Source organism: Phycisphaeraceae bacterium (assembly GCA_040222855.1).
Taxonomy (GTDB): Bacteria; Planctomycetota; Phycisphaerae; order Phycisphaerales; family Phycisphaeraceae; genus Mucisphaera.
Genome location: JAVKCD010000019.1, coordinates 462,951 through 486,412, shown reverse-complemented (window position 1 = coordinate 486,412; position 23,462 = coordinate 462,951). Strand labels below are relative to the sequence as shown.

Genomic DNA, 23,462 nt, shown 5'->3' with positions numbered 1-23,462 from the left:
ACCTCACCCCATGTCACGACACCGCCTCTCCATCCTGACGACCCTGATCCTCGCCCTCAGCTCGATCATCTCCACCCCAGCCCTCGCCCAGTTCGCCCCGCCCGGCGAGATCGTCACCGCAAAACTCGTCTGGCAGAACCCCCAGGCCATGCCAGGCGACCAGCGTGCCCTCGCTCTCGTCCTCGACATCGCCGATGGCTTCCACACCAATCCCAACGCCGCCGCCATGCCCGCGGACACCATGTACATTCCCACCGCCGTCCGCATCGAACCCGTCGACGGCCTCCTCCCCGGACAGGTCCAGTTCCCCGACCCCATCGACATCGAAGTCCAGTACGACCCCGAACCCGTTGCCTCCTTCATCGGCCGCACCATCATCTACATCCCCGTCGTCATCCCCGATGAAGCCGCCCTCGGCGACCGCCCAATCGCCATCAGCCTCACCTACCAGGCCTGCAACGATCAGGTCTGCTTCCCACCCAAAACCCTCACCCTCCAGACGACCCTCACCGTCACCGATCAACTCCCCGCACAAACCTCAATCCCCGCCGACACGACTCTGTTCGCCGACTTCGACCCCAGCAGCTTCGCCACCGTCTACGAGCAAGCACCCGACGCCCTCCCAGCCTCCGGACTGCTCCGCAACGACTTCTTCGGCGTCGAGTTCACCATCGACACCAGCAACCCCGCAGGCATCGCTCTCGTCCTCCTGATCGGGGCCGCCGCCGGTGTCCTCCTCAACGTCACGCCCTGCGTGCTCCCGGTGATCCCCATCAAGATCATGAGCCTCCACAAGGCCGCCGGTCACCGTAGCCGCGCCCTCTACCTCGGCGTCATCTACGCCCTCGGCATCGTCCTCACCTTCGTCTTCCTCGGACTCCTCGTCGCAGGCCTCGTTTCCGGCCTCGACGCCCTCGAATGGGGCCAGATCTTCAGTTACCCGCCGGTCTCCGCAGGGCTCGGACTCATCATCATCGCCATGGCCCTGGGCATGATGGGCCTCTTCACCTTCCAACTCCCGCAGTCGGTCTACGCCCTCAACCCCTCCTCCGACACCACCACCGGCAACCTGCTCCTCGGCGTGCTCACCGCCATCCTGTCCACCCCTTGCACAGGGCCGATGCTCGGCGCCACGATCGCCTGGGCCGTCAAACAACCGCCCGCCCTCGCACTCGGCACCTTCACCGCCGTAGGCGTCGGCATGGCCGCTCCCTACCTCCTCCTCACCGCCTTCCCAACGCTCGTCGATCGACTCCCACGCTCCGGTCCCGCCAGCGAACTCACAAAACAGACCATGGGCGGGCTTCTAATCGTCGTCGCCATCTTCTTCTTCGGCGCCCTCATCCCCGGCCGCTGGGAATGGTGGATCATCGCCGCCCTCCTCACCCTCACCATGCTCTACATGGTGGTGCGCACCTTCAGCATCACGCACCGACTCGTCCCACGCCTAAGCGTCACCCTGCTGGCCATCATCCTGACCACCTCAGGCGTCCTCATCGCCCGAACCCTCGCCGGATCAAGCCCACTCCCCTGGCAGACCTTTACCGTCGAAGCCTTCGAACAGGCCCGCGCCGATGACAAACACATCCTCCTCAAGTTCACCGCCGACTGGTGCGGCAACTGCCACTACCTCGAAGGCACCCTCTACCGAACCCCCGATGTCGTCGCCGTCTTCAATAACACCGACTACGTCGCCTTCAAGGTCGATCTCACCGCCGCCAACGCCCCCGGCTGGCCCCTCCAACGCGAACTCGGTGCCGGTGGCGGGATCCCCCTCGCCGCCGTCTACCACCCCGGCCAAAACCGACCCACCCGCGTTCTCCAGGGCCTCTATACCTACGACCAGCTGATGGCTGAACTCCAGCCCGATCAAAAAATCGCCGAATCCAGCCCATAGCCCCGGACACAGGCATCATCTGGCCATTGTTAACAGGCCCGGATAGGATGCTTCTGAAAGACTAAGGGCAAAACTCGCCCTGGGAGGTCCGGTCGTGGGTTCGCCAACATCGATCAAGCTCGGCCTCGTGCAGCATGCCTGCCCAGTCGATGCCGCCCCGGCCACCAACCGCGCTAAGGCCATCGAGATGATCCGGGATGCCGCTGGACAGGGTGCCGACCTCGTCGCAACCCAAGAACTCTTCTGCGCTCACTATTTCCCCCAGGCCGAAGACCCCGCCTTCTTCGAACTCGCCGAAACCATCCCAGGGCCAACCACCCAGGCGCTCTCTGATCTCGCCAAAGAACTACACATCGAGATCTCCGCCTCCATCTTCGAGAAACGCGCCCCCGGCCTCTTCCACAACACCTCCGTCATGATCAGCCCCCAAGGCGAAATCATCGGCACCTACCGGAAGATGCACATCCCCGACGACCCCCGCTTCTACGAAAAATACTACTTCACCCCAGGCGACGCCCCCCTCCCCGGACAAACTAACGGCAACGGCGTTGGCTTCCGTAATCAGGACACACGCTTCGCCCGCACCGGTATGCTCGTCTGCTGGGACCAGTGGTACCCCGAAGCCGCACGACTCACCGCCCTCCAGGGCGCTCAAGTCCTCTTCTACCCCACCGCCATCGGCTGGCACCACGAAGAAGAGCAAAGCGAAAACCTCCGCCAACGCGAGAGTTGGCAGATCATCCAGCGCTCCCACGCCATCGCCAACGGCGTCTACGTCGCCGCCATCAACCGAATCGGCACCGAAGGCGACCTCACCTTCTGGGGCTCCTCCTTCATCGCCGACCCAGGCGGCACCGTCCTCGCCGAAGCACCCATCGATCAGGAAGCCGTCCTCGTCGCCGAGTGCGACCTCAACCGCATCCAGCAAGCCCGCATCGGCTGGCCGTTCCTCCGCGACCGCCGCGTCGATGCCTATGGCGACCTCATCCGACGCATGCTCGACGGAACCTGACCCAGACCCAGCGTGTTCCGCTGAAGGAACAACGCCCCGGTCTGTGCCACCAGTTGTCCGCACCCCAAGCATGAAACGAAGAGGCCATGCCTCCCTACTACGAAGTCACACGCGACGGCGACTCCGCCGTCATGAAACAAGGCCCGACCCCCGCCGACCTCGGCTATCGCATGCCCGCCGAATGGGAACCCCAGGAACGCGTCTGGGTCACCACACCCACCAACCCCGACACCTTCCCGGGTTGCCTCAAAGAGGCTCAGGAGCAGCACGCCGAGTGGTGCGGGGCCATGTCGAAGGTCGTCAACGTCACCGCCATCAACTCCATCGGCCTCGCCCCCGAAGACGCCTGGATCCGCGACTACGGACCCATCTTCCTCGTCGATGACAAAGGCGGGCTCGCCTTCAATAACTACCGCTTCAACGCCTGGGGGGGCAAGTACCCCCCGTGGGATAAGATGGATTCCGTCCCAGACATCATCGCCGAGTTCCTCGAATCCGAAAACGGCAAACGCATCCCCCACTGGCGCCACGACATGGTCCTCGAAGGCGGGTCGTTCGAAGTCAATGGCCGCGGCTCACTCCTCACCACCGAAGCCTGCCTCCTCCACCCCAACCGCAACCCTTCCCTCACCCGTGAACAGATCGAGGCCAACCTCGCTGGCACCCTCGGCATCACCAACATTATCTGGATGCCACAAGGGATCGTTGGCGACGACACCGATGGCCATCAGGATGACCTCGCGCGATGGATCACCGTCGACACCATCGCCGCCGTCCGCGCCCCCGTTGGCCACCCCGATCACGATGCCCTCGAAGCCAACTGGCAAGCCCTCCAGCAGGCCCGCGATCAGGACGGCAACAAACTTAATCTCATCGAACTCCCCGAGGTCCACCCCGCCGTCACCTACAACATGCCCGAAGATTACGAGGCCGAACGCAACGAAAACGGCGCCACCTCAGGCGGCGGACACCTCCCCGCCTCCTACGCCAACTACCTCATCTCCAACGGCCACCTCTTCCTCCCCGTCTTCGGCCGCCCGACCGACGACACCGCCATCCGCCTCTACGAACAAGCTGCCCCCCACCTCACCATCGTCCCCATCCGCGCCGAATGGCTCATCGTCGGCCGCGGTTCCCTCCACTGCCTCAGCCAACAACAACCCGCCGCCGATGACATGTCGCCGATGGGGCGGGAGAATTATTGATTGCATCGCATCGGCTACATGGATTGAGATGGATTGACCCACTCAATCAACGTCGCCCAGTTGTCACTCGCCGCATCAAGCAGGTAATCCCGCAGCACCCCCCGCACCACAAACCCGTTCCGCAGTTGAAAGCTCAGCGTCGGGTCCGCCAACTCACCCGCGACGACCTTCGTGACGTAATCCTCCGCCGACATCGCGTGCTTGTGTGCCGCATATCCCGGGATCAACCCGCCCGCGACGATCCCCTTCTTCCCATACCGCCGCACCAGGTCCTTCCGCGCTTCATAGAGCCGCTTGCCGATGCCGCGCTCTCGTGCACACGGATGCGTCGAGATGTCCGCCCCGTAGTAGTAATCACCCTCAGGGTCGTGGTTCCGAAAGTAGTTCCCGTCCACGATCTCCAGGAACGTGTGCCCGGGGTCGTCAAAATCAAAGTCAACGAAGAACCCCGACCCCTGCCCAACAACCCGGCCGTCCGCGCACAAAGGTGCCTCTCCCAGCCCCGGACCGTCGGGCAGCACCGCCACAATCTGGCCCTCCGCAAACACCTGGTACTGACTCTCGAACTGCGGGACCCGCATCAACTCCCGCCGGTCCAGCGTCGGATAACAGTCAATCTGCAGCCGCTCCAACGCCTCAAAGTGCACCGGCGTGATCGTCAACAACCGCAGATCATCAGCAGAGATAGGCATCAAAAACTCTTAGCGCACAACTCAGGGTGCCACGCACCTTCAGGTGCGTGCCGAATCTTCTAACGCGACGACTTCCACTTCTTGTACCCCGCCTCCACCGCCTCACCCAGCGCCTTCATCGCATCATCAAGCTGCTCGTCCGTAATCACCAGCGGACACAACACCCGCAGACAACTCGTATACAGACCGGCCCGGATCATCACCAGACCACGCTGGAACGCTTCACCAACGATGTCCACTGGCGCCTGCTTGTTCGGCTCCTTCGTCTTCGGGTCCGTCACAAACTCCATCGCGCACATCGCACCAAGACCCCGCACATCGCCGATGAACTCGTACTGGCTCTGCCACTGACGGAAGTGTTCCATGATCACCCCACCCACCACGTTCGCTCGACCAGCCAGATCGTGCTTCTCCATGTAATCAATCGTCGCCAACGCCGACGCGCACGACACCGGGTTCCCGCCATACGTTGACCCCAGCCCACCCGGGTGCGGCGCATCCATGATCTCCGCCTTGCCCGTCACAGCCGAGATCGGCAGCCCCGCCCCGATGCTCTTCGCCGTAATCAGCATGTCCGGCTCAACCCCCGAATGCTCGATCGCAAACATCTTGCCCGTCCGGCAGAAGCCCGTCTGCACCTCGTCCGACGCCAGCAGAATCCCATGATCGTCACAGATCTTCCGCATCGCCTGCATGTACGCTGGCGGGGCCGGAATGAACCCACCCTCCCCCAGCACCGGCTCGATCACCACCGCCGCCACCGACTCAGGCGACACCTGCGCCACAAACGCCTTGTACAGCTCATCAATACACGAACCCGCACACTGCGCTCCCCCGCAGCCCGACCTCGTACAACGAAACGGATACGGATAGGGAATCCGGTAAACCTCCGATGCAAACGGCCCGAACCCGCGCTTAAACAGGTCGTACTTGCTGGTCATCGTCATCCCCAGCAGCGACCGCCCGTGGAACGCCCCCTCGAAAACAATGACCGCCTGCCGTTTGGTCGCATACCGCGCAATCTTCACCGCGTTCTCCCCCGCCTCAACACCCGAGTTCAGCAGCAACGTCTTCTTCGGACCCGAGATCGGCGCGATCGCATTGAGCTTCTCACTCAGCGCCACCATCGGCTCATACGTCCCAACGATCGAGCACAAGTGCCAGAGCTTGTCCACCTGCTCGTGCACCGCCTCCTTGATCCCCGGCATCACGTGCCCAACATTCAGCGCCCCGATCCCACCCGCCATATCAATAAAGGTATTCCCATCGACATCAACCACCAGCGCCCCCTCAGCTCGATCTGCGACCAGAGGCGTAGCCCGCGCATTACCCTTGACCACCGCCGCATCTCGACGTGCGAGCATCGCCTGCGCTTTGGGGCCCGGCAACGCCGTCTTGATATCAATCGACCCACTCATCAGAGATGCACTCATCGTCTCGTCTCCTTTTCCACGCCCTGAGGGCTAAAACCACCGGAATCATCCACACCAAACAGCTCCCACGGCTGAACATCCGGGCGCCCCCAACACGCCCACATCATCTTGGCCACAGGGTCCATCACCACGGCACCCGAAGTCTCCACGTTGTACCCCTCCATCGGATCGTGACAGACCCCCAGACCATCCGCACGCCGCATCGCCAGCATCTCGCGCAGCGTCACCGGCTCGATGATCGACTGCTGCTCAAGATAAGCCGTCGCGTCCCGTAGCCGAGTCTTCGTGCACGCCAAGGCCATCGGGTGCTTCGGCCGCTGCATCGCCAGCGTCCCCGGGTCCAGGCAATGATTGGTGTGCAGCAGCACATCCTCCAACTCGGTCACCACCCGACGACTCGGTGTCGCCTCAACATTACATCCCGACCAACCCCCACCCGCCGACGGCCCGAGCACAAGATAGTTGTGCGCCCCGCAGAGCTCCGCCCGATCCAGCTCGGCCATCGCCGCCTCCACCGTCCGCTGCCGCAGCATCGCCCGCACGACAAACACCCATGTCACCCCGACACGTCCATCCGTCACCAGGATGTTGTTGATCCCCACACACAACCCCGCGTCGTTCATCCCGATCATCCCCACGCAGCCCGCCAGCGTAAACGTAACCACCGAAGGCTCACCCGCCCGCTCGACCGACACCATCCGCACATGAGGCGTCGCCGCCGGATGCATGTCCCAGGTCTGTGCAAACAACGGCCCCCCAAACCCACTGCGCCTCTGGCTCACAAGCGCCGCAGTGCATCCACCCGAATCATCCCCCACCGGCGCATCCCCGCGCTCAGCAAAAACCGCGTCCACAAAATCCGTGAACCCGTTCATGATCAGCGCCTCGACCACATCCACCCCCGCACCATCCGCAATCCCCCGCAACTCCTCGGTCATCACCGGGTCATAGGCCTCCTGCGCCTCCAGACACGCCTCCCCAAGCCGGCGAATCGTCGCCGCCGGTGCCCCGCCCTGTGTCCAGTGCGGGTCCGACAGAAGCTCCATCCGCTCCCGCGTCACCACTCGGATCTCCTCCGCCCACGCCCGCCCATGAGCCAGCCCCGCTTCGTAGGGCGAGCCGTCAACAGACAGCCATGAAATGCCAGCCATGATCCGCCTTCCGCACAACCAACCCCCAAGCTCCCGCATTATATAAGGTTACCAACACCGTGACGCCGACCTCGAATCGCTAGAATCCAGCCTTCAATCACCCCAGATGGAGATCGCCGCCATGGCAGGCCATAGCAAATGGGCCAACATCAGACACCGCAAAGGGCGCCAGGACGCCAAGCGTTCCAAGGTCTGGAGTAAGTGCTCCCGTGCCATCATCGTTGCCGCCCGCAACGGCGGGGGCGACCCCGCCATGAACCTCGCCCTCCGCTACGCGATTGACGAAGCCAAAGCCGAGAACATGCCCAAGGACACGATCGCCAACGCGATCAAAAAAGGCAGCGGTAACCTCGATGGCGACAACTACGAGTCCGTCCTCTACGAGGGCTACGGGCCCAATGGCGTCGCCGTCATGCTCGAATGCCTCACCGACAACAAAAACCGCACCGTCCCCGAACTCCGGAAAATCTTCGAAAAAGGAGGCGGGAACCTCGGCTCCTCCGGCTGCGTCGCCTACGTCTTCCAGAACAAAGGACAGATCTACCTGCCCAAAACAGCCGCATCCGAAGACGCCCTCATGGAGATCGCCCTCGAAGCCGGCGCCGAAGACGTCGCCACTGAAGAGGAGAGCTTCCTCATCACCTGCGAACCCACCGACTTCATCCCCGTCCGTGAAGCCCTCGAAACCGCAGGGATCCAACCCGAATCCGCCCAGCTCACCATGATCCCCGACACCACCGTCACCTGCACCGGCAAGGACGCCCAGAAAGTCCTCAACCTCATGGAAGCCCTCGAAGACCACGATGACGTCCAGAAGGTCTACGCCAACTTCGACATCCCCGAAGAAGAACTCGCAACTTTAGACTAGGCCCGCCTAGGCACTGGGGATAAACTGGGCACCGGCTCAAACACCCTCAAGGGACTCATATGCCGTTCCGTGGAGCTCCAAGTCTGACGCTCTCCGCTGGCCTGAGCCTGCTGGTGGCCGCTGTCTCCCTCGGCTACCCCCCGCAGATCATCCAGACCGACCCGCCCAACGACGCCCGCGATGTCGATCCCGAACTCCAGATCATCCGCATCGAGTTCGACCAGCCCATGGCCCAAACCGAACTCGGCGACGTCAGCGCCAGCGACAACCCCCTCCGCAGCAGCAGGGCCCTCTGGATCGACCCCCAAACCGTCTGCATCACCATCCGACTCGAACCCGACAAACACTACAAACTCCGCTTCAACAGCGACACCTCCCTCAACTTCCAGAACCGCAACGGCGAACCCGCTGAACCCTTCCAACTCGACTTCCAGACCGCGCGCAGCATCGACGACACCCAAACCACCACGCGCACCTACACCCCCGCTCAACAACGAGCCGCCGTCGATCTCGCCCGCGAACTCATGAGCCTCCGCTATAGCCACATCGGTCGCTCCGGCATGAACTGGAACCGACACCTCGATGGCTTCGCCAGCAGCCTCGAACGCGAACACCGCCCCGAACGCTTCGCCATGATCCTCGCCCACGCCCTCGAACCCGCGAACGACCCGCAACTCTTTCTCGAAGTCGATGGCGAGACCTACCACACAGCACCACCCCTGGCCACACCCAACATCGACCTCGCCTGGATCCGAGCCTCCGCCATCACCTGGGAGCAACCCGCCCCTCACCTCGTCTTCGCTAGGCTCAGAGAACAGCTCCCCTACGTCGCCATCAACACCTGGGCCGCCACCGCTGAAGACGCCTACGAACCCCTCTTCGAGTACATCGGCAGAAACATCGACGAGCCCGCCATCGTCATCGACCTCCGCCTCAACACAGGCGGATCAGAACGCATCGCCGCGCAGTTTGCCGGCTGCTTCATGGACCAGCCAGCTGTCTACGGCCGCTACCGCTTCCGCGACCCCGGACTCCCCGGCGGATTCACCGAACCCCTCGCCCGCATCGTCGCCCCCAACCTCGCCAGACCTCGCTACCCCGGCCAAGTCATCATCCTCTCCGGCCCAGCCGCCATGGGAGCATCCGAGTCCTTCCTGCTCATGATGAAAACCGCCCCCCGCGCCACCATCGTCGGCGAAAACTCCCGTGGAGCGTCCAGCAACCCCGTGCCACACGACCTCGCCAACAGCGTCATCCTCCACGTCCCCAGTTGGAAAGCCTACACCCCCCAAGGCCGCGAAATACAGGGCATGGGCGTCGAACCCGACATCCGCGTCCCCTGGGAACAACCCGGACTCCTCACCCCCGATGTTGTCATCGAAGCCGCCGCCAAATACCTCAAATCACAGCCATGACCCCTACCCCGAAACGCATCCGCGTGATCTACGCTGGCGACGTCCAAGGCGTCGGCTTCCGCTTCACCGCCGCTCGACTCGCCCAGGCCTTCCCCATCACCGGATTCGTCCGCAACCTGCCCGATGGCACCGTTCAACTCGAAGCTCAGGGCTCGCCATCCGACCTCGATGCGTTCCGCGATCGCCTGGCACACGACATGACCCCCAACATCCAACACACCAACCAAAGCGACATCCCCCTCATCGACGAACCCCTCGAACAACGCTTCGAAATCCTCACCTGACCCGCAGTCAGAGGACCCGAACCACCACCAAAGTCGTATCGTCATTCGCCCGACGAATCCCCGTAAACCGCCGGACTTCCCACAGGATGTGATTCAGAATCTGCTCCGATGACCCCTCCGCCGCCATCACAGCAGCCTGCAACCGCGATCGACCAAACTGCTCGCCATCAAACGACCGCGCCTCCGTCACCCCATCAGTCACCATCACCAGCACATCCCCCGACTCCAGGTCCCACAGACCCCGGTCGTAGTGCGCCTCCCGCTCAATTCCCACCACCAGACCGCCGGTCTCCAGCTTGTGCAACCTCCCCTTGCGCCGCAGCAGCGGCGGCTCGTGACCCGCGTTGCAGTACGTCAGCCGCAGCGATTCCGGGTTGATCACACCGTAGAACAGCGTCGCAAACTCACTGTCCAGCGTGTCCCGAGTCAACGCCCGATTCACCCGCGACATGATCTCATCGATGTCATAAACATCCTGAGCATAAGCCCGAAGCGACGCCCGTACGCTCGCCATCAACAGACTCGCCGCTACCCCCTTGCCGACCACATCACCAATCGCGATCCCAAGGTGACCGTCGAGACGGATAAAGTCGTAAAAATCTCCCGCCAGCTCAAAGCTCGGTACATACCGCGCACCAATATCCAACCGCGCAACATCCGGGCTCCGCTGCGGCAGCATCCGCCGCTGAACACTCGCCGCCAGATGAAGCTGGTGAAGAATCTTCTCCTTCTGCCGCCGCTCCTCATCAAGCCGGACGTTCTCAATCGCCGAACCCAGCAGCTGCGCCAGCGCCACCACCAAGTCACTCTCAAACTCCGTGAACCGACGCTTGCGCCCGGTAAAAACCTGGATCGTCCCGATCGGCTTGCCCTGAAAAGCCATCCCCACACACAGCATCGACACCAGCCCCTCAACCCGCGCCTCCTCCGGATACATCACCCGAGGATCGCTGCCCATATCCGCGACATAAACAGGACCGCCCTTCAACGCCTGAGAAAAAATCGAGCTCGTCTCCGCGCTCAGCGCCCCCTTGTCCAGATACCGAGGCGACAACCGGTAGCTCGATCGCGTCTCCAGCGACTCGCCGTCCTCACCCAGCAACCGGATACTCACCGCCCGCGCCCCCATCGCCTCGGCGACCGATCGCGCCGCCAGATCAAGCACCAACCGAAGATCACGCTGACCCGAGAGCGTCGAACTCACCCGATACAGAACCGCCAACTCCTCGACACGCTGACGCGACTGAATCTCCTGCTCACACAAGCGAGTGAGACTGTTCGCGATCAGGTGCATCAGCTCGATCCCGATCGCCAGCCGCCGCGCATCCGGCCGCGCCGTCGTCACCCGACCATCACTGTCCAGCATCGTGCCAGCGTTCAGCTCAACCGACCCCAGCTTCTGGCCCTGCACCACGATCCCGGCCCGAAACATCCCATCCGACTCACCGTCACCCGTCAGCAACTCACCGAGCATCGCATCCGACAACGCCCGCTTCGCCGGGTCCGTCGGCTCGGTCAACGCCTTGCCACTACCGTCTGAGAACCGCGCCGACAAGCCCAGCGCAGCGGTCATGGTGTCCTGCAGTTGCTGGAGCATCTCCTGGTCAAAATAAGCCAACAGCGTATCGCTCCGGACCACGCGATCCTGACCGGAGTGCGTCGTCACAGAGCCCGAATCAGACGCCAGGCGTGGCTCGCTCGGGTTATCCAAGCCACCGTCTCCTGCTCACGACAACCAGCCCAGCGTCTTCTGCGGAGTCCGCCCCGCACGATAAGATTCGCAACGCTCGCCTCATTCCACGCTGATCGACGGCACCGGCTCGTCCAGCTCAGGCAGCCACAAGCGCTGCAACAATGGGATCAACGGGTCCCCAGGCGACGCCCCTCCCGCGATCGCCAGCCCATACCGAACCAACTGCCGCGACTCGAGCTGGAAACCCAGATAAGCCAGCAGCAAACCCGGCTGACTCTGATCCGCCGTCACATTGATCGACCGCTGCAACTCCGATTGGATCCAGTTCACACGATCCGCTGGCGGGAGCACCCGTCCGCCGTAACGCACCGTCAGCAACTCCGGATGATCACTAAACAAGCTCCGCAGGTTCGCCGAAGCCGACCGAATCATCCCCGCCGCCATCTGCGCATGAATCAACCCCACACGAGCCATCGGATGGCCCGGCAACTGGGTCAACGCACGCCGATACCCGCGCTCCGCTGCAAAGTAATCCCCGCTACCCAGCTGCGCCTGAGCCTCGTCCATGATCTGGTTGAAACGATCCTCACGATCGCTCACCAGCGTGTCCAGCCGCTGCGTCGGGATCGCCAGCCGCCTCACCAACTGCTCAAGCTCATCGACATCTTCAGGATCAACTGTCTCCTGTGGCGTCCCGTCCCGCAGCGGCTGATCCGTCGGCAGATCAGTACCCAGCAACGGGTCCTGCCCCAGTCCCATCGCCCGGTTCCGCTCCGCCTCCGCCGCTTCCACACGATCCAGCGAAGGGGCCTGGACCGCACCCTTCAACTCAGGGGCCAACTCCGTGCCATCCGGATAAAGCAACTGATTAGAAATCCTCGCCGCTGGCGCATCCACGGTCTCATTCCCCCGCCGGAGGATATCTGCGTAAACGTCTTCACCTGGCGCATACTGCCGTGTCACCTGCTGATCAAAAATTTTCGACTCCAGCGACTTCACCACATCCGCCAGCGTTCTGTCGTCCAGCCCAAGCGGCGACGCACCGGACACCGACATGTTCAACTGCTGCCCGATGATCAGCGACGACCCGCCGATACGCTGTGACGACAGACGCTCATCCGCTCGCCGGAGTACCGAACTGCCGACATCCGTGCCAGGCGACACGCTGCTGCTCCCCAGCAGCGGCCTTGACCCCGGCTCAGCCTCGGGCAACGCCGCTGCACCACTAAGACCGTCGCCCGAGCGCAGACTCCGCACGCCCGTCAAAGGCGACACGCGAATCTCCAGCGCCCGACCCGCCTGATCCTGAAACCGCGCGATCGAAGACCCATCAGCCTCAAACGCCGCATCGTCCAGACGAACCCCGGCCCCCGGCGCGTTCGTCACGCCGTACAACCGGTAGTCACCGCCCTCAGGAATGATGCGCGTTGAACGGTTGCCCGCCTGCGGGATCCCCTGAAGCTGCTGCGCCGCCGAGAAATCGCGCGCGACCGAAGGCGTCACACCCAACGCCTGGTTCGGCACCAGCGACGTGTTCGTGTTCCCCAGACCTGAGTTAAAGCTGTCCGCGCGGAAACGAAACAGGCTGTTGCTCCCGAGGCTGTCCCCGAACTCACCCGCCGCCGAGTAGTTGATGACCCCTCTAAACCCGCTGAAGTCCGTCACGTTCCCCGTGATGACGTTGTTGCGGGCGCTGTAATCGACCTGCCCCTCGAGCCGGTTGGTCCCGGACGAGCCGACCTGCAGCGACGCGTCGAGCGCACGCCCGTCGCCACCGACGCGCTGCTGAGCCTCCGCCGCTCCGCCTGCCATCAACAGCCACGCCGCGATCAGGATTGAACGATGCATCACGAATCTCCTTGGTGTCCTACGAACTACAGAAGCTCCAGGATCTCGAATCGCTTGATCCCCCGAGGTAAATCCACCCGCACCGTCTCACCAACCCGGGACTTCAGCAGCGACTCCCCCATCGGGCTGCTCACGGTCACCTCGATCTCTTCGACATCAAACGACCCGCTCGATTCACCGACCAGCTTGTATACGTCCTCGGTCTCATCGTCGAGGTCCTTGAGACGGACTTTGGCACCGAGAAAGACCATGTCATCGGGGACATCGACGTCCTCCGCGACGCTGGCGGTCTTGAGCCGCACCTCGAGTCGACGGATCTCCGCCTCCTCCATCCCCTGCTCGTCCTTGGCGGCGTGGTACTCGGCGTTCTCCTTCAGATCGCCCTGCGCCCGTGCCTCGGCGATCCGCTCGGTCAGCACGACGCGGCGCTCCTTGAGCTCCCTGAGCCGGGCTTCGATCTTGGTCTTGTCTTCTGCGGTGATGAAATCCATAGCCGTCCCTTGTTGCATCGAGCCCTTGTGGTTTGTTCGTTCGTCAACCCCGCATTCTAGCAGAACCCTAACCCGCTCCGACTTTTTCGCGTGGTTTTCCCGCCCAATCCACAACACCCAGAACCACCACGATGGCCCATCCCCCCAGCGCCGCTGACCACCCTGCGGTGATGGTGGAGGTTGACCACACGGCGTCCGCTTTGAGCAGACCCCAGATCGCGGGCAGGGCAGCGAGTTCAGCCACGCGCTCTGCCCACGGAGCCGCGATCAAGCCATGCGCGACAGGAAGCACCAGCACGACCGCGCACAGCAGCGCCGCGAGGCCGGATCGGCGCATCCCGCCCCCTCGCTGGCCGAGCCGGAGCAGCGCCGCGGCGAAGAGTGCCCAGCCCAGCAGCACTGCGGTGACCATGGCGTTGGCCGCCGGCGGCCAGTTGCCCAGCAATCCGAGCGGCCAGAGGACGAACTGAATCAGAACAATCAGGGCGCATGCCTCGAAAGCGGGACGCAGGTGGGTATCGCTGGAGAAACGATGCTCATCAAGGGGTGGTATCCAGCTCAGGCGGGCGATGGGCCAGAGCAGGAGGATGGCGGCGGCGGTCATGACGGCCATGACGCGGGCACCTGTGCCGACCCAGCCGAGGGTGGCGCCGACGACGCCCCAGCAGCCGAGAAGCCAGAGGGAGGACCAGAAGATGACCCAGCGCATGAGCACGCTCCCGCGCCTGCAAGAGGCGCTCCAGCCTAAGGTTAGGGCATCTTGCTGACCTGGATGGCGGGGGTGTAGAGGTCGACGATGGCCCCGCCCGCGTCGATGGTTCCGCGCTCGCTGGCGACCTCACGGAGCCAGCCGAGCTTCACGTCGGCGGGGTGTTCGATGGCTCGCTCTTCGCCTGGTGGGAGTCCCCAGCGGACCTGGCCCTTGGCGGTGTGCATGACCAGGCGGACGCGGCCCTGGCGGTCGCGTTGGCTGACGTCGAAGGCGATGACCTGGTCGGCGTAGGTTTCGGCTTGGACCAGCATGGCCAGACGGATGCCGGCCTCGACTTCGTCGGCGTTCCAAGTCTTGCCTGGTACGGGGGTTGGGCGATTGACGCCGGTGATGAGCGGGAGGGGGATCCGGGTGGCCTGGGCCTGGGTGTAGACGCCTGGGAGGCGGATGCCGTTGTTATCGACGAGGAAGAAGCCGTCGCGGCCTTGGAGGACGGCGACGGGCTGGCGGTAGGTGGCGTGGACTTCGGCCCCGCCATCGGTGAGGCGGCGTAGCCGTAAGACGTTTTCGATCCAGGCGTTAACGGCGATGGCCTCGGCGGCGATGGCGACGCCTTGCTGGTCGAGGCGGTCGGGGGTGAGGCGTTCGGCGACGAGACGGCGGAGTTCGTTGGCGACGACCTCGCTCATCCAGTCGGGCTGGTCGATGAGGACGACGTTGGCGGCGTCGGTCGCGAGGGCGGAACGTTCGGTGAGATAAGTATTTAGGGCGCGTTCTGCGGGGTCCCAGCCGAAGACGATGGCGAGGAGGAGGGCGGCTCCGCCGACGACTTTGAGGCCGCGGGCGGTGCGTTGGGTGTCCCAGGCGGGGGGTTTGGTGGTCTTGGCGCGGGCGCGGGACTTGGGTTTGGTTTTGGAGCTAAATGGCCACATAGGATGTACTTACGTCTCCGGTGTCCGGGGGGGTTCGGTTGGGTTTTCTAGGGTCTAGGATCGGCGCACAGGGCGGGTGGGGTGCAGGGAATATTAGGGGGGTTGCGGGCGTCGTTTTGGGCTGCGGCGACGAGCCAGGCGGCGAGTTCGGGGAAGCTCAGGCCGGCGTGGGCGGCGGCTTTGGGGAGCAGGGAATGCGATGTAAACCCTGGCAGGGTATTGATTTCGAGGATCTGGGGGCCTTCTTCGGAGAGGATGAAATCGACGCGGCTGAGGTGTTGAGCGCCGATGAGTTGATGGGTTTGTATGGCGAGTTTCTGGAGGTCATCGGCCTGTTTTGGGGGTAGCGGATCGAGGTCGTATTGTGTGTCTTCGCGCTCGTATTTGGCCTCAAAGTCGTAGAACTCTGCAATCAAACGTATCCAGATGAGGGGTAACGCGTGTGCTTTGTGCGCACGGCTGAGCACGCCGGCGGTGATCTCTTTGCCGGCGATGAAGCGCTCGGCGAGGAGTGAACCGAACTCGGGGTGGAGCTTGTCGCGGGCGGATTCGATGGCGGCGCGGTCGTGGCAGATGCTGACGCCGAAGGAGGAGCCTTCGGCGAGGGGTTTGAGGACGAGTGGTGGTTCGAGGGTGAGGGGGTCGCCGGGGGTGAGGGGTTGGAAGTCGGGGGTGGGGAGTCCGGCGTCGCGTAGGGCTTGTTTGGTGGCGAGTTTGTCCATGCCAAGTCGGGCGGCGGCGGAGCCGGAGCCGACGAAGGTGAGGTTTCGGGATTCGAGTTCGTGTTGGAGGGGCCCGCCTTCGCCCCAGGGTCCGTGGAGGACGGGGAAGAGGGTGGCGTTGAGGGTGGCGGCTTCGTCGAGGGCGGAGAGGTTGTCGGGGGTGGCGTCGCGGAGGAGGGTGTGAAAGCCGGCGGTGGTGAGGGCGTGGGTAACCTGTTGGCCGGACTGGAGGGAGACGGGTCGTTCGCGGTCGGGCCCGCCGGCGAGGACGATAACGGGGTGGGTGGTGTCCGCCGGCGCGCGGTCAAGCAGGGGGTTTGCGGGTGGCGGGGTTGGGGGGGTGGTCATACCTGACTGCTATCGGTCAGGAGCCTGCGGAGCGGGCGGAAATCATGCGTGCGATGGGTGTGAGCAGGTCGGGGAGGAGTTTGTCGGTGGCGAGGGCTTCGCAGGTGGTCATGAGTTTGTCGAGGGCCGGGGGGAGGTCTTCAATGCGTTCGACGGGTCCGTACTGGCGGACGGTGAGGAAGAGGGTGATGGGTTCGCCGCGGTAGGCTCGGGAGGAGCCTTTGCGGGAGCGGGGTCGTGATTTGACCTCGAAGTAGGCTTGGGCATCACCACGTTCGTTGAGGGACATGCCGAAGACGGGCTGGACGTCGAGGACGCGGCCGTTGGCTGATTTGAGGAGGTTGCCCATCTGGGAGTCGGCGTAGAGGGCGTCGTAGATGATCTCATCGTGGTTGTCGCGGCATTCGAGGTCGAAGCCGAACATGAGTTCGGTGTAGTCGATATCGAGGGGCGAGATGGTGAGGTGGTGGGGGACGAGTTCGAGGATCATCCGGTGGTAGGAGGCGGCGTCTTCGAGGGTGGTGGGGTTGACGTGGCCAGTGCGGATGGAGTTTCTGCGGAGGGCGAGCCAGGTGTATTCGGAGTCGCGTCGTGAGGCTTCGAGGGCGAGTTCGCCTTCGTAGCGTTTGAACCGGTCCATGGAGGGTCGGGCGCGGCGGACGCGGTCGAAGAAGTGGAGGACGGTTTCGCGCTCGCGTGGGAGGTCCATTTTGAGGGCGAGTTTGAGGTTGACGTAGAAGTCGGTGGAGAGTGCCCCGAAGCTGGTTGCCATGATGTGGTCTCCTTGCGTGGGGCCGGGGTGTGGGGACCCTTAATCTGACAGTATAGCACGGGGAATTTGGGGGGCGGGAGGGGGGTTAAGATGGAGGGAGTTTGCAATCGTTGGGTCTAGTCCCTCTCGTCCAGAGACAGCCAGCAATTGAAATTCTCTTATTTTTATTTAACCTTCTGCAATACTTGGCTCAACCTATGTCATGAGTGAGGTGTTCATTTGGCGGTTGGTTTTCATGTCTACATTGATGAGTCAGGCGATGAAGGGTTCAAGTTTGATGAACCCGGCAAGGGCAGTTCTCGGTGGTTTGTGCTGTCGGCCGTCGTTACCCGGGTCGCTTCAGACTTAGCCACGGTCAAGCTTGTGGACGAGGTTCGAGAGCGTTTAGGCAAGCAACCGCGTGTTCCGCTTCACTTCAGGAATCTTAAGCATGAGCATCGATTGCCCTATGTGGATCTTATAGCTCGTAGTCGTTTGCGCACGATCAGTGTTCTGGTCTACAAACCAAGTCTTCGTGAGCCTGAGAAGTTCAGGGCGCAGGCTCACTTGCTCTATCGCTATGCCACGCGTTACCTGCTGGAGCGAGTATCCTGGTTATGTCGTGATCATCGTCTAAATGGTAACGATTTTGCCAAGGTGTTTTTCTCGAACCGCAGTTGCATGTCTTATGATGAACTGCGCAATTATCTGATTCGACTCCGGCAGCGAACGAATGAGTTTGGGGTTCAGATTGATTGGAGTTCAGTTACTCCTGATCAAATCGAGGCGCGTACTCACGACTCGTTGATGGGTCTTCAGATTGCGGACGCGGTTGCTTCGTCGTACTACATGGCCTGTGAGTTATCACCACAGGGCTTTAACGAATCACGGTACGCAACGATGCTTCAGCCGGTTCTCTACCGTCATGATGGTGTTGCCACGGGTTATGGTTTGAAGCTCTGGCCGCGTGAAGTGTCCGAGTGCGTCGAAGCACATTTCGCTTGGCTAAAGGATGTGGACAAGAAAAAGGACAGGCCTCAGGATTCAGGATCCCACCCGTGAGGGCTGCCACCTATAAGGCGACCTGAATAAACTCCTGCACATGCCTGTCCGTGTAAAGCATATATCGGCTGTAGATCGAGTCAAGATGAACTTGTATTTCTTTGTTGTGTGCGAGTGTCGCGCGCTGGATAGGGGCGCAGCTTAATGTGCTTGAGGGTGGATCAGTGTAGTGAGGTTTAGGATCTAGCTCTTCGGGTTCGACCCAGACGACCTGGCTGTCGATCCAGCGGAGGATTATTAGGTGGTGGAAGGCGGCTTGTTGGAGGGTGTGCTGGTGGGCGCGTTCGATGGCGGGTTGGGTTTCGGTAATGAGGTTGGGTTGGTTGGGCTGGATCATGGTTGAGTGCTCTCTGCGATGGTACTCGGGGGTCTGTTGCTCGCGTCGCGAATCTGCGATGGATCCCGTTCGGCTGGTGTGAAGCTGGGTTGTTGTTTGGCGGGTGGGGATGTGTGGTGTATCTTTTGGAATGACAGGTTTTTAGGTCGTTCTTGGAGAAGGAGTGCTGCTGTGCGGAGTTTGCTTGCTGGTGTGTTGTTGATGGGGTTGGGTGGGGTGTCGGCGTCGGGGGTGGTGATTGATTATGACGGGTCGGGGTCGCCGGGTGGGGTGACGCCGGAGGGGTTTAGTTTTGTGGTGTTTGGGGGGACGAGCTGGTCATCGGATGGGGATGTGCTGACGCTGACGACGGGTCCATCGCGGGGGATCTGGTTTGGGAATGCGAACCATGCGAGTGGATTCAGCGTGCCGTGGCAGGTGGGGTCTTCGTCGGAGGGGAACTATCTGCGGGTGCGGGCGAAGCTGGGTGAGGGTGCGACGGAGTGGAGTCTTTATCTGTACGACAAGGATTTTTATGTGGGGTTCGGGTTGGATGCGGACGTGTTGAGCTGGGGGACGGCTGGGGGCGGGGGTTCGATGGCGTGGGACCCGACCGAGTGGCACGTTTATGAGTTTCTGATGAAGGACGGGGTGGTGACGTACCGGGTGGATGAGTCGCGGGTGCTGTATCACGGTCCTGCGGTGGCGTCGTCGGTGCCGACGGGCTTTATGGTGATGGGTGATGGGAGCGGGTCGACGCCTACGGGGACGGGGAGCATGCTCTTTGATGAGGTGCTTTACATGACGTCGCCTGATTTTGAGATTGTGCCGGAGCCGGCGGGTGTGGCGGTGTTGGGGCTGGGGTTGTTGGGGTTGCGGCGGCGGGGTGGGGGGAGGGTTTAGTCGGGGTGGATGGTGGGGGGGTGTTTCTCTTGTTCGTCTGCTTCGAGTTGATCGGGGGCGATCTGGTCTTGCGGGTTGTTGATCCTCGTCGCTGATTTAGCTCAGTCAGGTCGGAATCGGCGTGGCCTTGGAGCCGATCGGGGCAAGTTTGAACACGTGTGCGGGTTCTGGGAGGCATGCTGTTCTTGACGGTTGGTATGGGCTGTGTGAGCATCCTCTTGACAGCGAGGTCATCATGATTCACAAGGAGAGGCATCGAACCGGCCGGGTTGGCTGGCTGCGGGCGGCGGTGCTGGGCGCTAATGACGGGATCGTCTCGACCGCGAGCCTGTTGGTTGGTGTTGCCGCGGCCGATGCTTCGCGAGGCAGTTTGATGGTGGCAGGTGTTGCGGGTTTGGTGGCCGGGGCGATGTCGATGGCCGCAGGGGAATATGTGTCGGTCAGTTCTCAGGCCGACACCGAGACGGCGGACCTGAATCGTGAGCGGAGGGAACTTGAGGCTGATCCTCCATCGGAACTTGCTGAACTCGCCGCCATCTATGTCCGGCGCGGGCTGGATGAGCTGTTGGCTCGGCAGGTTGCGACGCAGCTGATGGCCCATGACGCTTTGGGCGCTCACGCTCGGGATGAGTTGGGTATCTCAGACGTCATGTCAGCGCGACCGGTGCAGGCGGCCTTCACCTCCGCAAGCACGTTTGCGTTGGGGGCGGCGTTGCCTTTGCTCGCGGCGTTTCTCTGCCCGCCGAACATGGTTGTGCTGATCGTCTCCGTGACGTCTTTGGTGTGTTTAGCGCTGCTTGGCGGTCTATCGGCATCAACCGGGGGCGCTCCGATCGGGAGAGCGGTGTTTCGTGTCACTTTCTGGGGGGTGTTGGCGATGGCGTTGACGGCGGGCATTGGTGCGCTGTTTGGCGTGGTGGCCTAGGCGTCGTTGTGCTGGGTCAGGCGGCGCTCAAGGTCATCGGTGTGCCCGATGTAGAAGCGGCTGGCGTGGTTTTGGAGGGAGTAAATCCAGAGTGGGCCGTGACCCCACTTCAAACTCCCGGAGTCGAACGAGTTTCAAACGGTGGGTGAAACGTAACATACTTCAAATCAGTGTGTTGCGGGGTTAACGGGTATCGAGCACGCGACCGTAGATCACACCGGCTAAGCCTTACGGGCCAGGTCAACTTCCTGCGGCGTCCGCGCCATGTAGGCCGCGAACTGCCGCACCACTTCCATTGCAGGCTCGATTGCCCCCTCTTTCTGTAAGACCTTTGCAGCAATACTTCTTTTTGCTTCTCTGGATTCGGACATTGTGCTAAAATCTGTTCTCGGGCGATACCGGAGGCGGGCTCCCCGCTGTACCTGTATCCCCGGGAGAGAGACTCGCCATGATCGGACAATTCTGTTCACCATTGACCCGCACGGCCATCCTCCTTGCCTTCGCCACGATTACAGGCTTGGCCGCCTCGCCCTCGCAGGCCCTCGTCATAGTACCGGCATATTATTACGCGGGGGCCTCTTCCGGAACAACCGCTTGGGGCGGAGGGGGCGTAGGCTGGGAGACCCCCAATGCAGAGGAACCGGATCGCCTTGACTACAGCCATTCATGGGCGCATTCAAGATACAGCGTCTCATGGTACGACAACAACTACACCATCGGCGGTTACGCGGAGACGATTGCCGGATCGCTGCCTCGGATCCAACTTGCTCACAGTATGTCCGGCTATGGGCCCACGGATCAGCGGGATTTTTCATACCAACCCGTCCAGACAGGAGCGACCGGCCGCATCATCTACTACGTCCTGCCCGTCGGAATCGCTCCGCTGCCCCCCGACGCAGAGCATGTTCCGGTGCCATTCCGCTACCGCGCTCACGGCGATTCAACTGTCACCCACGACGGCGAGTGCACGGCTTATGTCACCGGGTCGATAAGAATCAGCTGGTATGCGAGTGAAGCTTGGCAGAGCGAGTTAGCTTTCGATTGGTACAACGACAATGGTTCCGGCTCTGACCCGGCATCGTTCGAAGTCGATAGGAAACTTGAACTGCCCGCCGACATGCACATTAAGGTCGACATGCAACTGGCGGGCGGGGTTCACATGAAACTCATTAACGACTGGAGCGGTACAGGACAGGGCTCGGCAAGCGTGTCCGGCTACTTGGATCCGATCATCGAGATCGATCCCGACTGGGAATACGCCCAGTACTACACGCTGGTCTACAGCGACGGCATCGAACAGTATGTTCCCGAACCGACCACAATGTGCCTACTGGGCTTCGGCGGTCTATCGCTGATCCGTCGTCGCAGAGCATAGCGCCACTTCGTCACGAACATCCAACAGGCGGTCGACTGCCGTCGGCCGCCTTTACTTTGCGCTCGATACCCCCGGTTAACAGCGGTCCACCCCTCCCCAATCGACGTTGTTAACCCGTACCGGCTCTCGGCGGTGAGAGTCCGAGGGTTTGGCCGCAAATCGCCCCGACCCCGCGCGGCGTGGTTAACAGGCGCGAGAATTGTGTTCGGGGGCTGGGTGACCCACCTGTTTCATATCGCTTTGACACAGCGGGTAATGGGCGATCCATTTCGTCGCGTGATCGGCGCAACGAAAAAGCCGGCATCGTGCTCGATACCGGCTTGAAGCTCCCCCGGCTGGACTCGAACCAGCAACCTAGCGGTTAACAGCCGCTCGCTCTACCAATTGAGCTACAGGGGATCGCAGTCAGGTAAGGGTACCGATGGGGGGTATTTCGTCAAGCGGATGGGGGTGGTTGAGGGAACTCTGTAGGGGAAAGTTAGGGGTTGTGGGGTTTGGGTGGGTGTGGTTTAGTTGGGGTTCGTGGCTGCGGCGTGTTTCGCGGCCAGGAGGAGGGAAGGGGGAGAGGGGAAGGGCGGGGTGGGGGTTGACCATCGGGTGAGATGCTCCCGGAGGGGAGAGGCTCACCCGGTGGATTTTTCCCTCCTTCGCCAAGGCTTCGGAGGCCTGCGCCCTGTTGCGCTGGGGTCTGGAGGGGTGGGTCAGGTGGTGTGGCGGAGGGTGTGTCGGGCGAGGAGGGAGAGTCCGAGGAGGGCGATGGTGGCGGAGGCGAGGGCGAGGAGGAGGGTGTTGGTGGAGGTGGTGCCTTGGTCCCATGCGGCGAGTTGGCTGCCGAGGTAGGTGACGAGGGCGACGCGGGGGAGCATGCCGAGGGCGGTGCCGATGAGCAGGGGGGTGAGGGGGAGGTTGAGGAGGGCGGCGAGGGCGTTGGCGAGGGCGAAGGGGACCTGGGGTGGGAGTCGGAGGAGGGTGATGGCGAGGATGGCACTTCGGTTGGGGGTGTCGATGAGGCTGGTGAGTCGTCGGGCGGTGGGGTGTTGGTCGACCCATTGGCGGAGGTGGTTGGAGCCGAGTCGTTTGGCGAGTTGGACGCCTAGGGTGGTGGCGATGAGGACGGCGGCGAGGGCGAGGGGTGTGCCGAGGGTGACGCCGAAGATGTAACCGGCGGCGAGTGAGATGGCGTGGGTGGGGAGGAGTGCGGTTCCGGCGAGGAGTGCGGCGGCGGTGATGAAGAGGGGCGCGGACCAGAGGGTTTGATCGCGGAGGGCATCGGCGGCGGAGCGGATGGGTTGGGCGAGACCGATCGCGCCGAGGGCGGGGAGTGCGAGGGCTACGGTGAGGAGGGCGAGGGTGGGGAGCCAGTTTCGCCAGGTGTTGGTGGGTGTGGTGGAGGGGTCGATCTGCGTCATGGGCGGGATGGTAGGAGG

General features: G+C 62.6%; 23 protein-coding genes and 1 tRNA gene. 10 read left to right on the top strand and 14 right to left on the bottom strand.

Going from position 1 to position 23,462, the window contains the following annotated elements; translation table 11 throughout:
* Window positions 1-10: 10 nt before the first annotated feature.
* The 3 genes from RIG82_07340 to RIG82_07330 all read left to right on the top strand — a co-directional run bounded on the left by RIG82_07340 (window position 11) and on the right by RIG82_07330 (window position 4,114).
* Window positions 11-1,897 carry a cytochrome c biogenesis protein CcdA gene (locus RIG82_07340; protein ID MEQ9460747.1) on the top strand — a complete coding sequence of 629 codons (1,887 nt, stop codon included), beginning with the start codon at window positions 11-13 and terminating at the stop codon, window positions 1,895-1,897.
* Between the two features lie 94 nt (window positions 1,898-1,991).
* On the top strand, window positions 1,992-2,909 hold the full coding sequence (locus RIG82_07335; GenBank protein ID MEQ9460746.1) for a carbon-nitrogen hydrolase: 918 nt from the start codon (window positions 1,992-1,994) through the stop codon (window positions 2,907-2,909).
* Between the two features lie 86 nt (window positions 2,910-2,995).
* Complete coding sequence (locus tag RIG82_07330; GenBank protein MEQ9460745.1) at window positions 2,996-4,114, top strand: agmatine deiminase family protein; 1,119 nt, start codon at window positions 2,996-2,998, stop codon at window positions 4,112-4,114.
* 14 nt (window positions 4,115-4,128) lie between these two features.
* Here the strand turns inward: RIG82_07330 and RIG82_07325 are convergent, their stop codons facing one another.
* From RIG82_07325 to RIG82_07315, 3 genes are read right to left on the bottom strand one after another with little or no spacing between them, the layout of a single operon-like run.
* Window positions 4,129-4,806, bottom strand: coding sequence for a GNAT family N-acetyltransferase (locus tag RIG82_07325; GenBank protein MEQ9460744.1), 678 nt, complete (start codon window positions 4,804-4,806; stop codon window positions 4,129-4,131).
* A gap of 59 nt (window positions 4,807-4,865) precedes the next feature.
* On the bottom strand, window positions 4,866-6,239 hold the full coding sequence (gene gabT / locus RIG82_07320) for a 4-aminobutyrate--2-oxoglutarate transaminase (protein ID MEQ9460743.1): 1,374 nt from the start codon (window positions 6,237-6,239) through the stop codon (window positions 4,866-4,868).
* The gene (locus RIG82_07315) at window positions 6,236-7,390 is read right to left on the bottom strand and encodes a C45 family peptidase (GenBank protein ID MEQ9460742.1); all 1,155 of its coding nucleotides are present in this window, start codon (window positions 7,388-7,390) and stop codon (window positions 6,236-6,238) included. The genes gabT and RIG82_07315 overlap by 4 nt, the downstream gene beginning before the upstream one ends.
* 121 nt (window positions 7,391-7,511) lie before the next feature.
* Here RIG82_07315 and RIG82_07310 point away from each other — a divergent pair, with 121 nt between their 5' ends.
* From RIG82_07310 to RIG82_07300, 3 genes are read left to right on the top strand one after another with little or no spacing between them, the layout of a single operon-like run.
* A complete protein-coding gene (locus tag RIG82_07310; protein MEQ9460741.1) occupies window positions 7,512-8,258 on the top strand; it encodes a YebC/PmpR family DNA-binding transcriptional regulator in 747 nt (248 codons plus the stop codon).
* A 59-nt stretch (window positions 8,259-8,317) separates the two neighbouring features.
* Entirely contained in the window at window positions 8,318-9,673 is a 1,356-nt protein-coding gene (locus RIG82_07305) for a S41 family peptidase (GenBank protein ID MEQ9460740.1), read from the top strand.
* Window positions 9,670-9,957, top strand: a complete 288-nt coding sequence (locus RIG82_07300) for an acylphosphatase (protein MEQ9460739.1) — start codon at window positions 9,670-9,672, stop codon at window positions 9,955-9,957. The genes RIG82_07305 and RIG82_07300 overlap by 4 nt, the downstream gene beginning before the upstream one ends.
* A gap of 7 nt (window positions 9,958-9,964) precedes the next feature.
* On the opposite strand, the gene RIG82_07295 is transcribed toward RIG82_07300, so the two are convergent.
* From RIG82_07295 to RIG82_07265, 7 genes are all read right to left on the bottom strand, one after another.
* Window positions 9,965-11,668: a SpoIIE family protein phosphatase gene (locus RIG82_07295; GenBank protein ID MEQ9460738.1), complete on the bottom strand. Its 1,704-nt coding sequence runs from the start codon at window positions 11,666-11,668 to the stop codon at window positions 9,965-9,967.
* Window positions 11,669-11,749: 81 nt separating this feature from the next.
* Window positions 11,750-13,498 (bottom strand): hypothetical protein, encoded by a 1,749-nt coding sequence (locus RIG82_07290; GenBank protein MEQ9460737.1) that lies wholly within the window; start codon window positions 13,496-13,498, stop codon window positions 11,750-11,752.
* 26 nt (window positions 13,499-13,524) lie between these two features.
* Window positions 13,525-14,007, bottom strand: a complete 483-nt coding sequence (gene greA / locus RIG82_07285) for a transcription elongation factor GreA (protein ID MEQ9460736.1) — start codon at window positions 14,005-14,007, stop codon at window positions 13,525-13,527.
* A 49-nt stretch (window positions 14,008-14,056) separates the two neighbouring features.
* The gene (locus tag RIG82_07280; GenBank protein ID MEQ9460735.1) at window positions 14,057-14,698 is read right to left on the bottom strand and encodes a hypothetical protein; all 642 of its coding nucleotides are present in this window, start codon (window positions 14,696-14,698) and stop codon (window positions 14,057-14,059) included.
* A 41-nt stretch (window positions 14,699-14,739) separates the two neighbouring features.
* Window positions 14,740-15,633 (bottom strand): hypothetical protein, encoded by an 894-nt coding sequence (locus tag RIG82_07275; protein MEQ9460734.1) that lies wholly within the window; start codon window positions 15,631-15,633, stop codon window positions 14,740-14,742.
* A gap of 47 nt (window positions 15,634-15,680) precedes the next feature.
* Complete coding sequence (locus tag RIG82_07270) at window positions 15,681-16,703, bottom strand: D-alanine--D-alanine ligase (protein MEQ9460733.1); 1,023 nt, start codon at window positions 16,701-16,703, stop codon at window positions 15,681-15,683.
* A gap of 16 nt (window positions 16,704-16,719) precedes the next feature.
* Window positions 16,720-17,475 carry a hypothetical protein gene (locus RIG82_07265; protein MEQ9460732.1) on the bottom strand — a complete coding sequence of 252 codons (756 nt, stop codon included), beginning with the start codon at window positions 17,473-17,475 and terminating at the stop codon, window positions 16,720-16,722.
* Between the two features lie 219 nt (window positions 17,476-17,694).
* Between RIG82_07265 and RIG82_07260 the strand changes: the two genes are divergently transcribed.
* On the top strand, window positions 17,695-18,516 hold the full coding sequence (locus tag RIG82_07260; protein MEQ9460731.1) for a DUF3800 domain-containing protein: 822 nt from the start codon (window positions 17,695-17,697) through the stop codon (window positions 18,514-18,516).
* A gap of 10 nt (window positions 18,517-18,526) precedes the next feature.
* On the opposite strand, the gene RIG82_07255 is transcribed toward RIG82_07260, so the two are convergent.
* Window positions 18,527-18,853, bottom strand: a complete 327-nt coding sequence (locus tag RIG82_07255; protein ID MEQ9460730.1) for a hypothetical protein — start codon at window positions 18,851-18,853, stop codon at window positions 18,527-18,529.
* A gap of 171 nt (window positions 18,854-19,024) precedes the next feature.
* On the opposite strand from RIG82_07255, the gene RIG82_07250 reads away from it, so the two are divergent.
* Both RIG82_07250 and RIG82_07245 read left to right on the top strand, forming a co-directional pair.
* Window positions 19,025-19,735: a hypothetical protein gene (locus RIG82_07250; GenBank protein ID MEQ9460729.1), complete on the top strand. Its 711-nt coding sequence runs from the start codon at window positions 19,025-19,027 to the stop codon at window positions 19,733-19,735.
* Window positions 19,736-19,970: 235 nt separating this feature from the next.
* Window positions 19,971-20,660 carry a VIT family protein gene (locus RIG82_07245; protein MEQ9460728.1) on the top strand — a complete coding sequence of 230 codons (690 nt, stop codon included), beginning with the start codon at window positions 19,971-19,973 and terminating at the stop codon, window positions 20,658-20,660.
* Here the strand turns inward: RIG82_07245 and RIG82_07240 are convergent.
* A complete protein-coding gene (locus tag RIG82_07240) occupies window positions 20,657-20,773 on the bottom strand; it encodes a GIY-YIG nuclease family protein (GenBank protein ID MEQ9460727.1) in 117 nt (38 codons plus the stop codon). The two genes, RIG82_07245 and RIG82_07240, sit on opposite strands and share 4 nt — an antisense overlap.
* Before the next feature lie 335 nt (window positions 20,774-21,108).
* Here RIG82_07240 and RIG82_07235 point away from each other — a divergent pair, with 335 nt between their 5' ends.
* Entirely contained in the window at window positions 21,109-22,035 is a 927-nt protein-coding gene (locus RIG82_07235) for a PEP-CTERM sorting domain-containing protein (GenBank protein ID MEQ9460726.1), read from the top strand.
* 326 nt (window positions 22,036-22,361) lie between these two features.
* On the opposite strand, the gene RIG82_07230 is transcribed toward RIG82_07235, so the two are convergent.
* Window positions 22,362-22,434, bottom strand: a tRNA-Asn gene (locus RIG82_07230).
* Window positions 22,435-22,736: 302 nt separating this feature from the next.
* Window positions 22,737-23,444 (bottom strand): VTT domain-containing protein, encoded by a 708-nt coding sequence (locus RIG82_07225; protein MEQ9460725.1) that lies wholly within the window; start codon window positions 23,442-23,444, stop codon window positions 22,737-22,739.
* Between the last annotated feature and the right edge of the window lie 18 nt (window positions 23,445-23,462).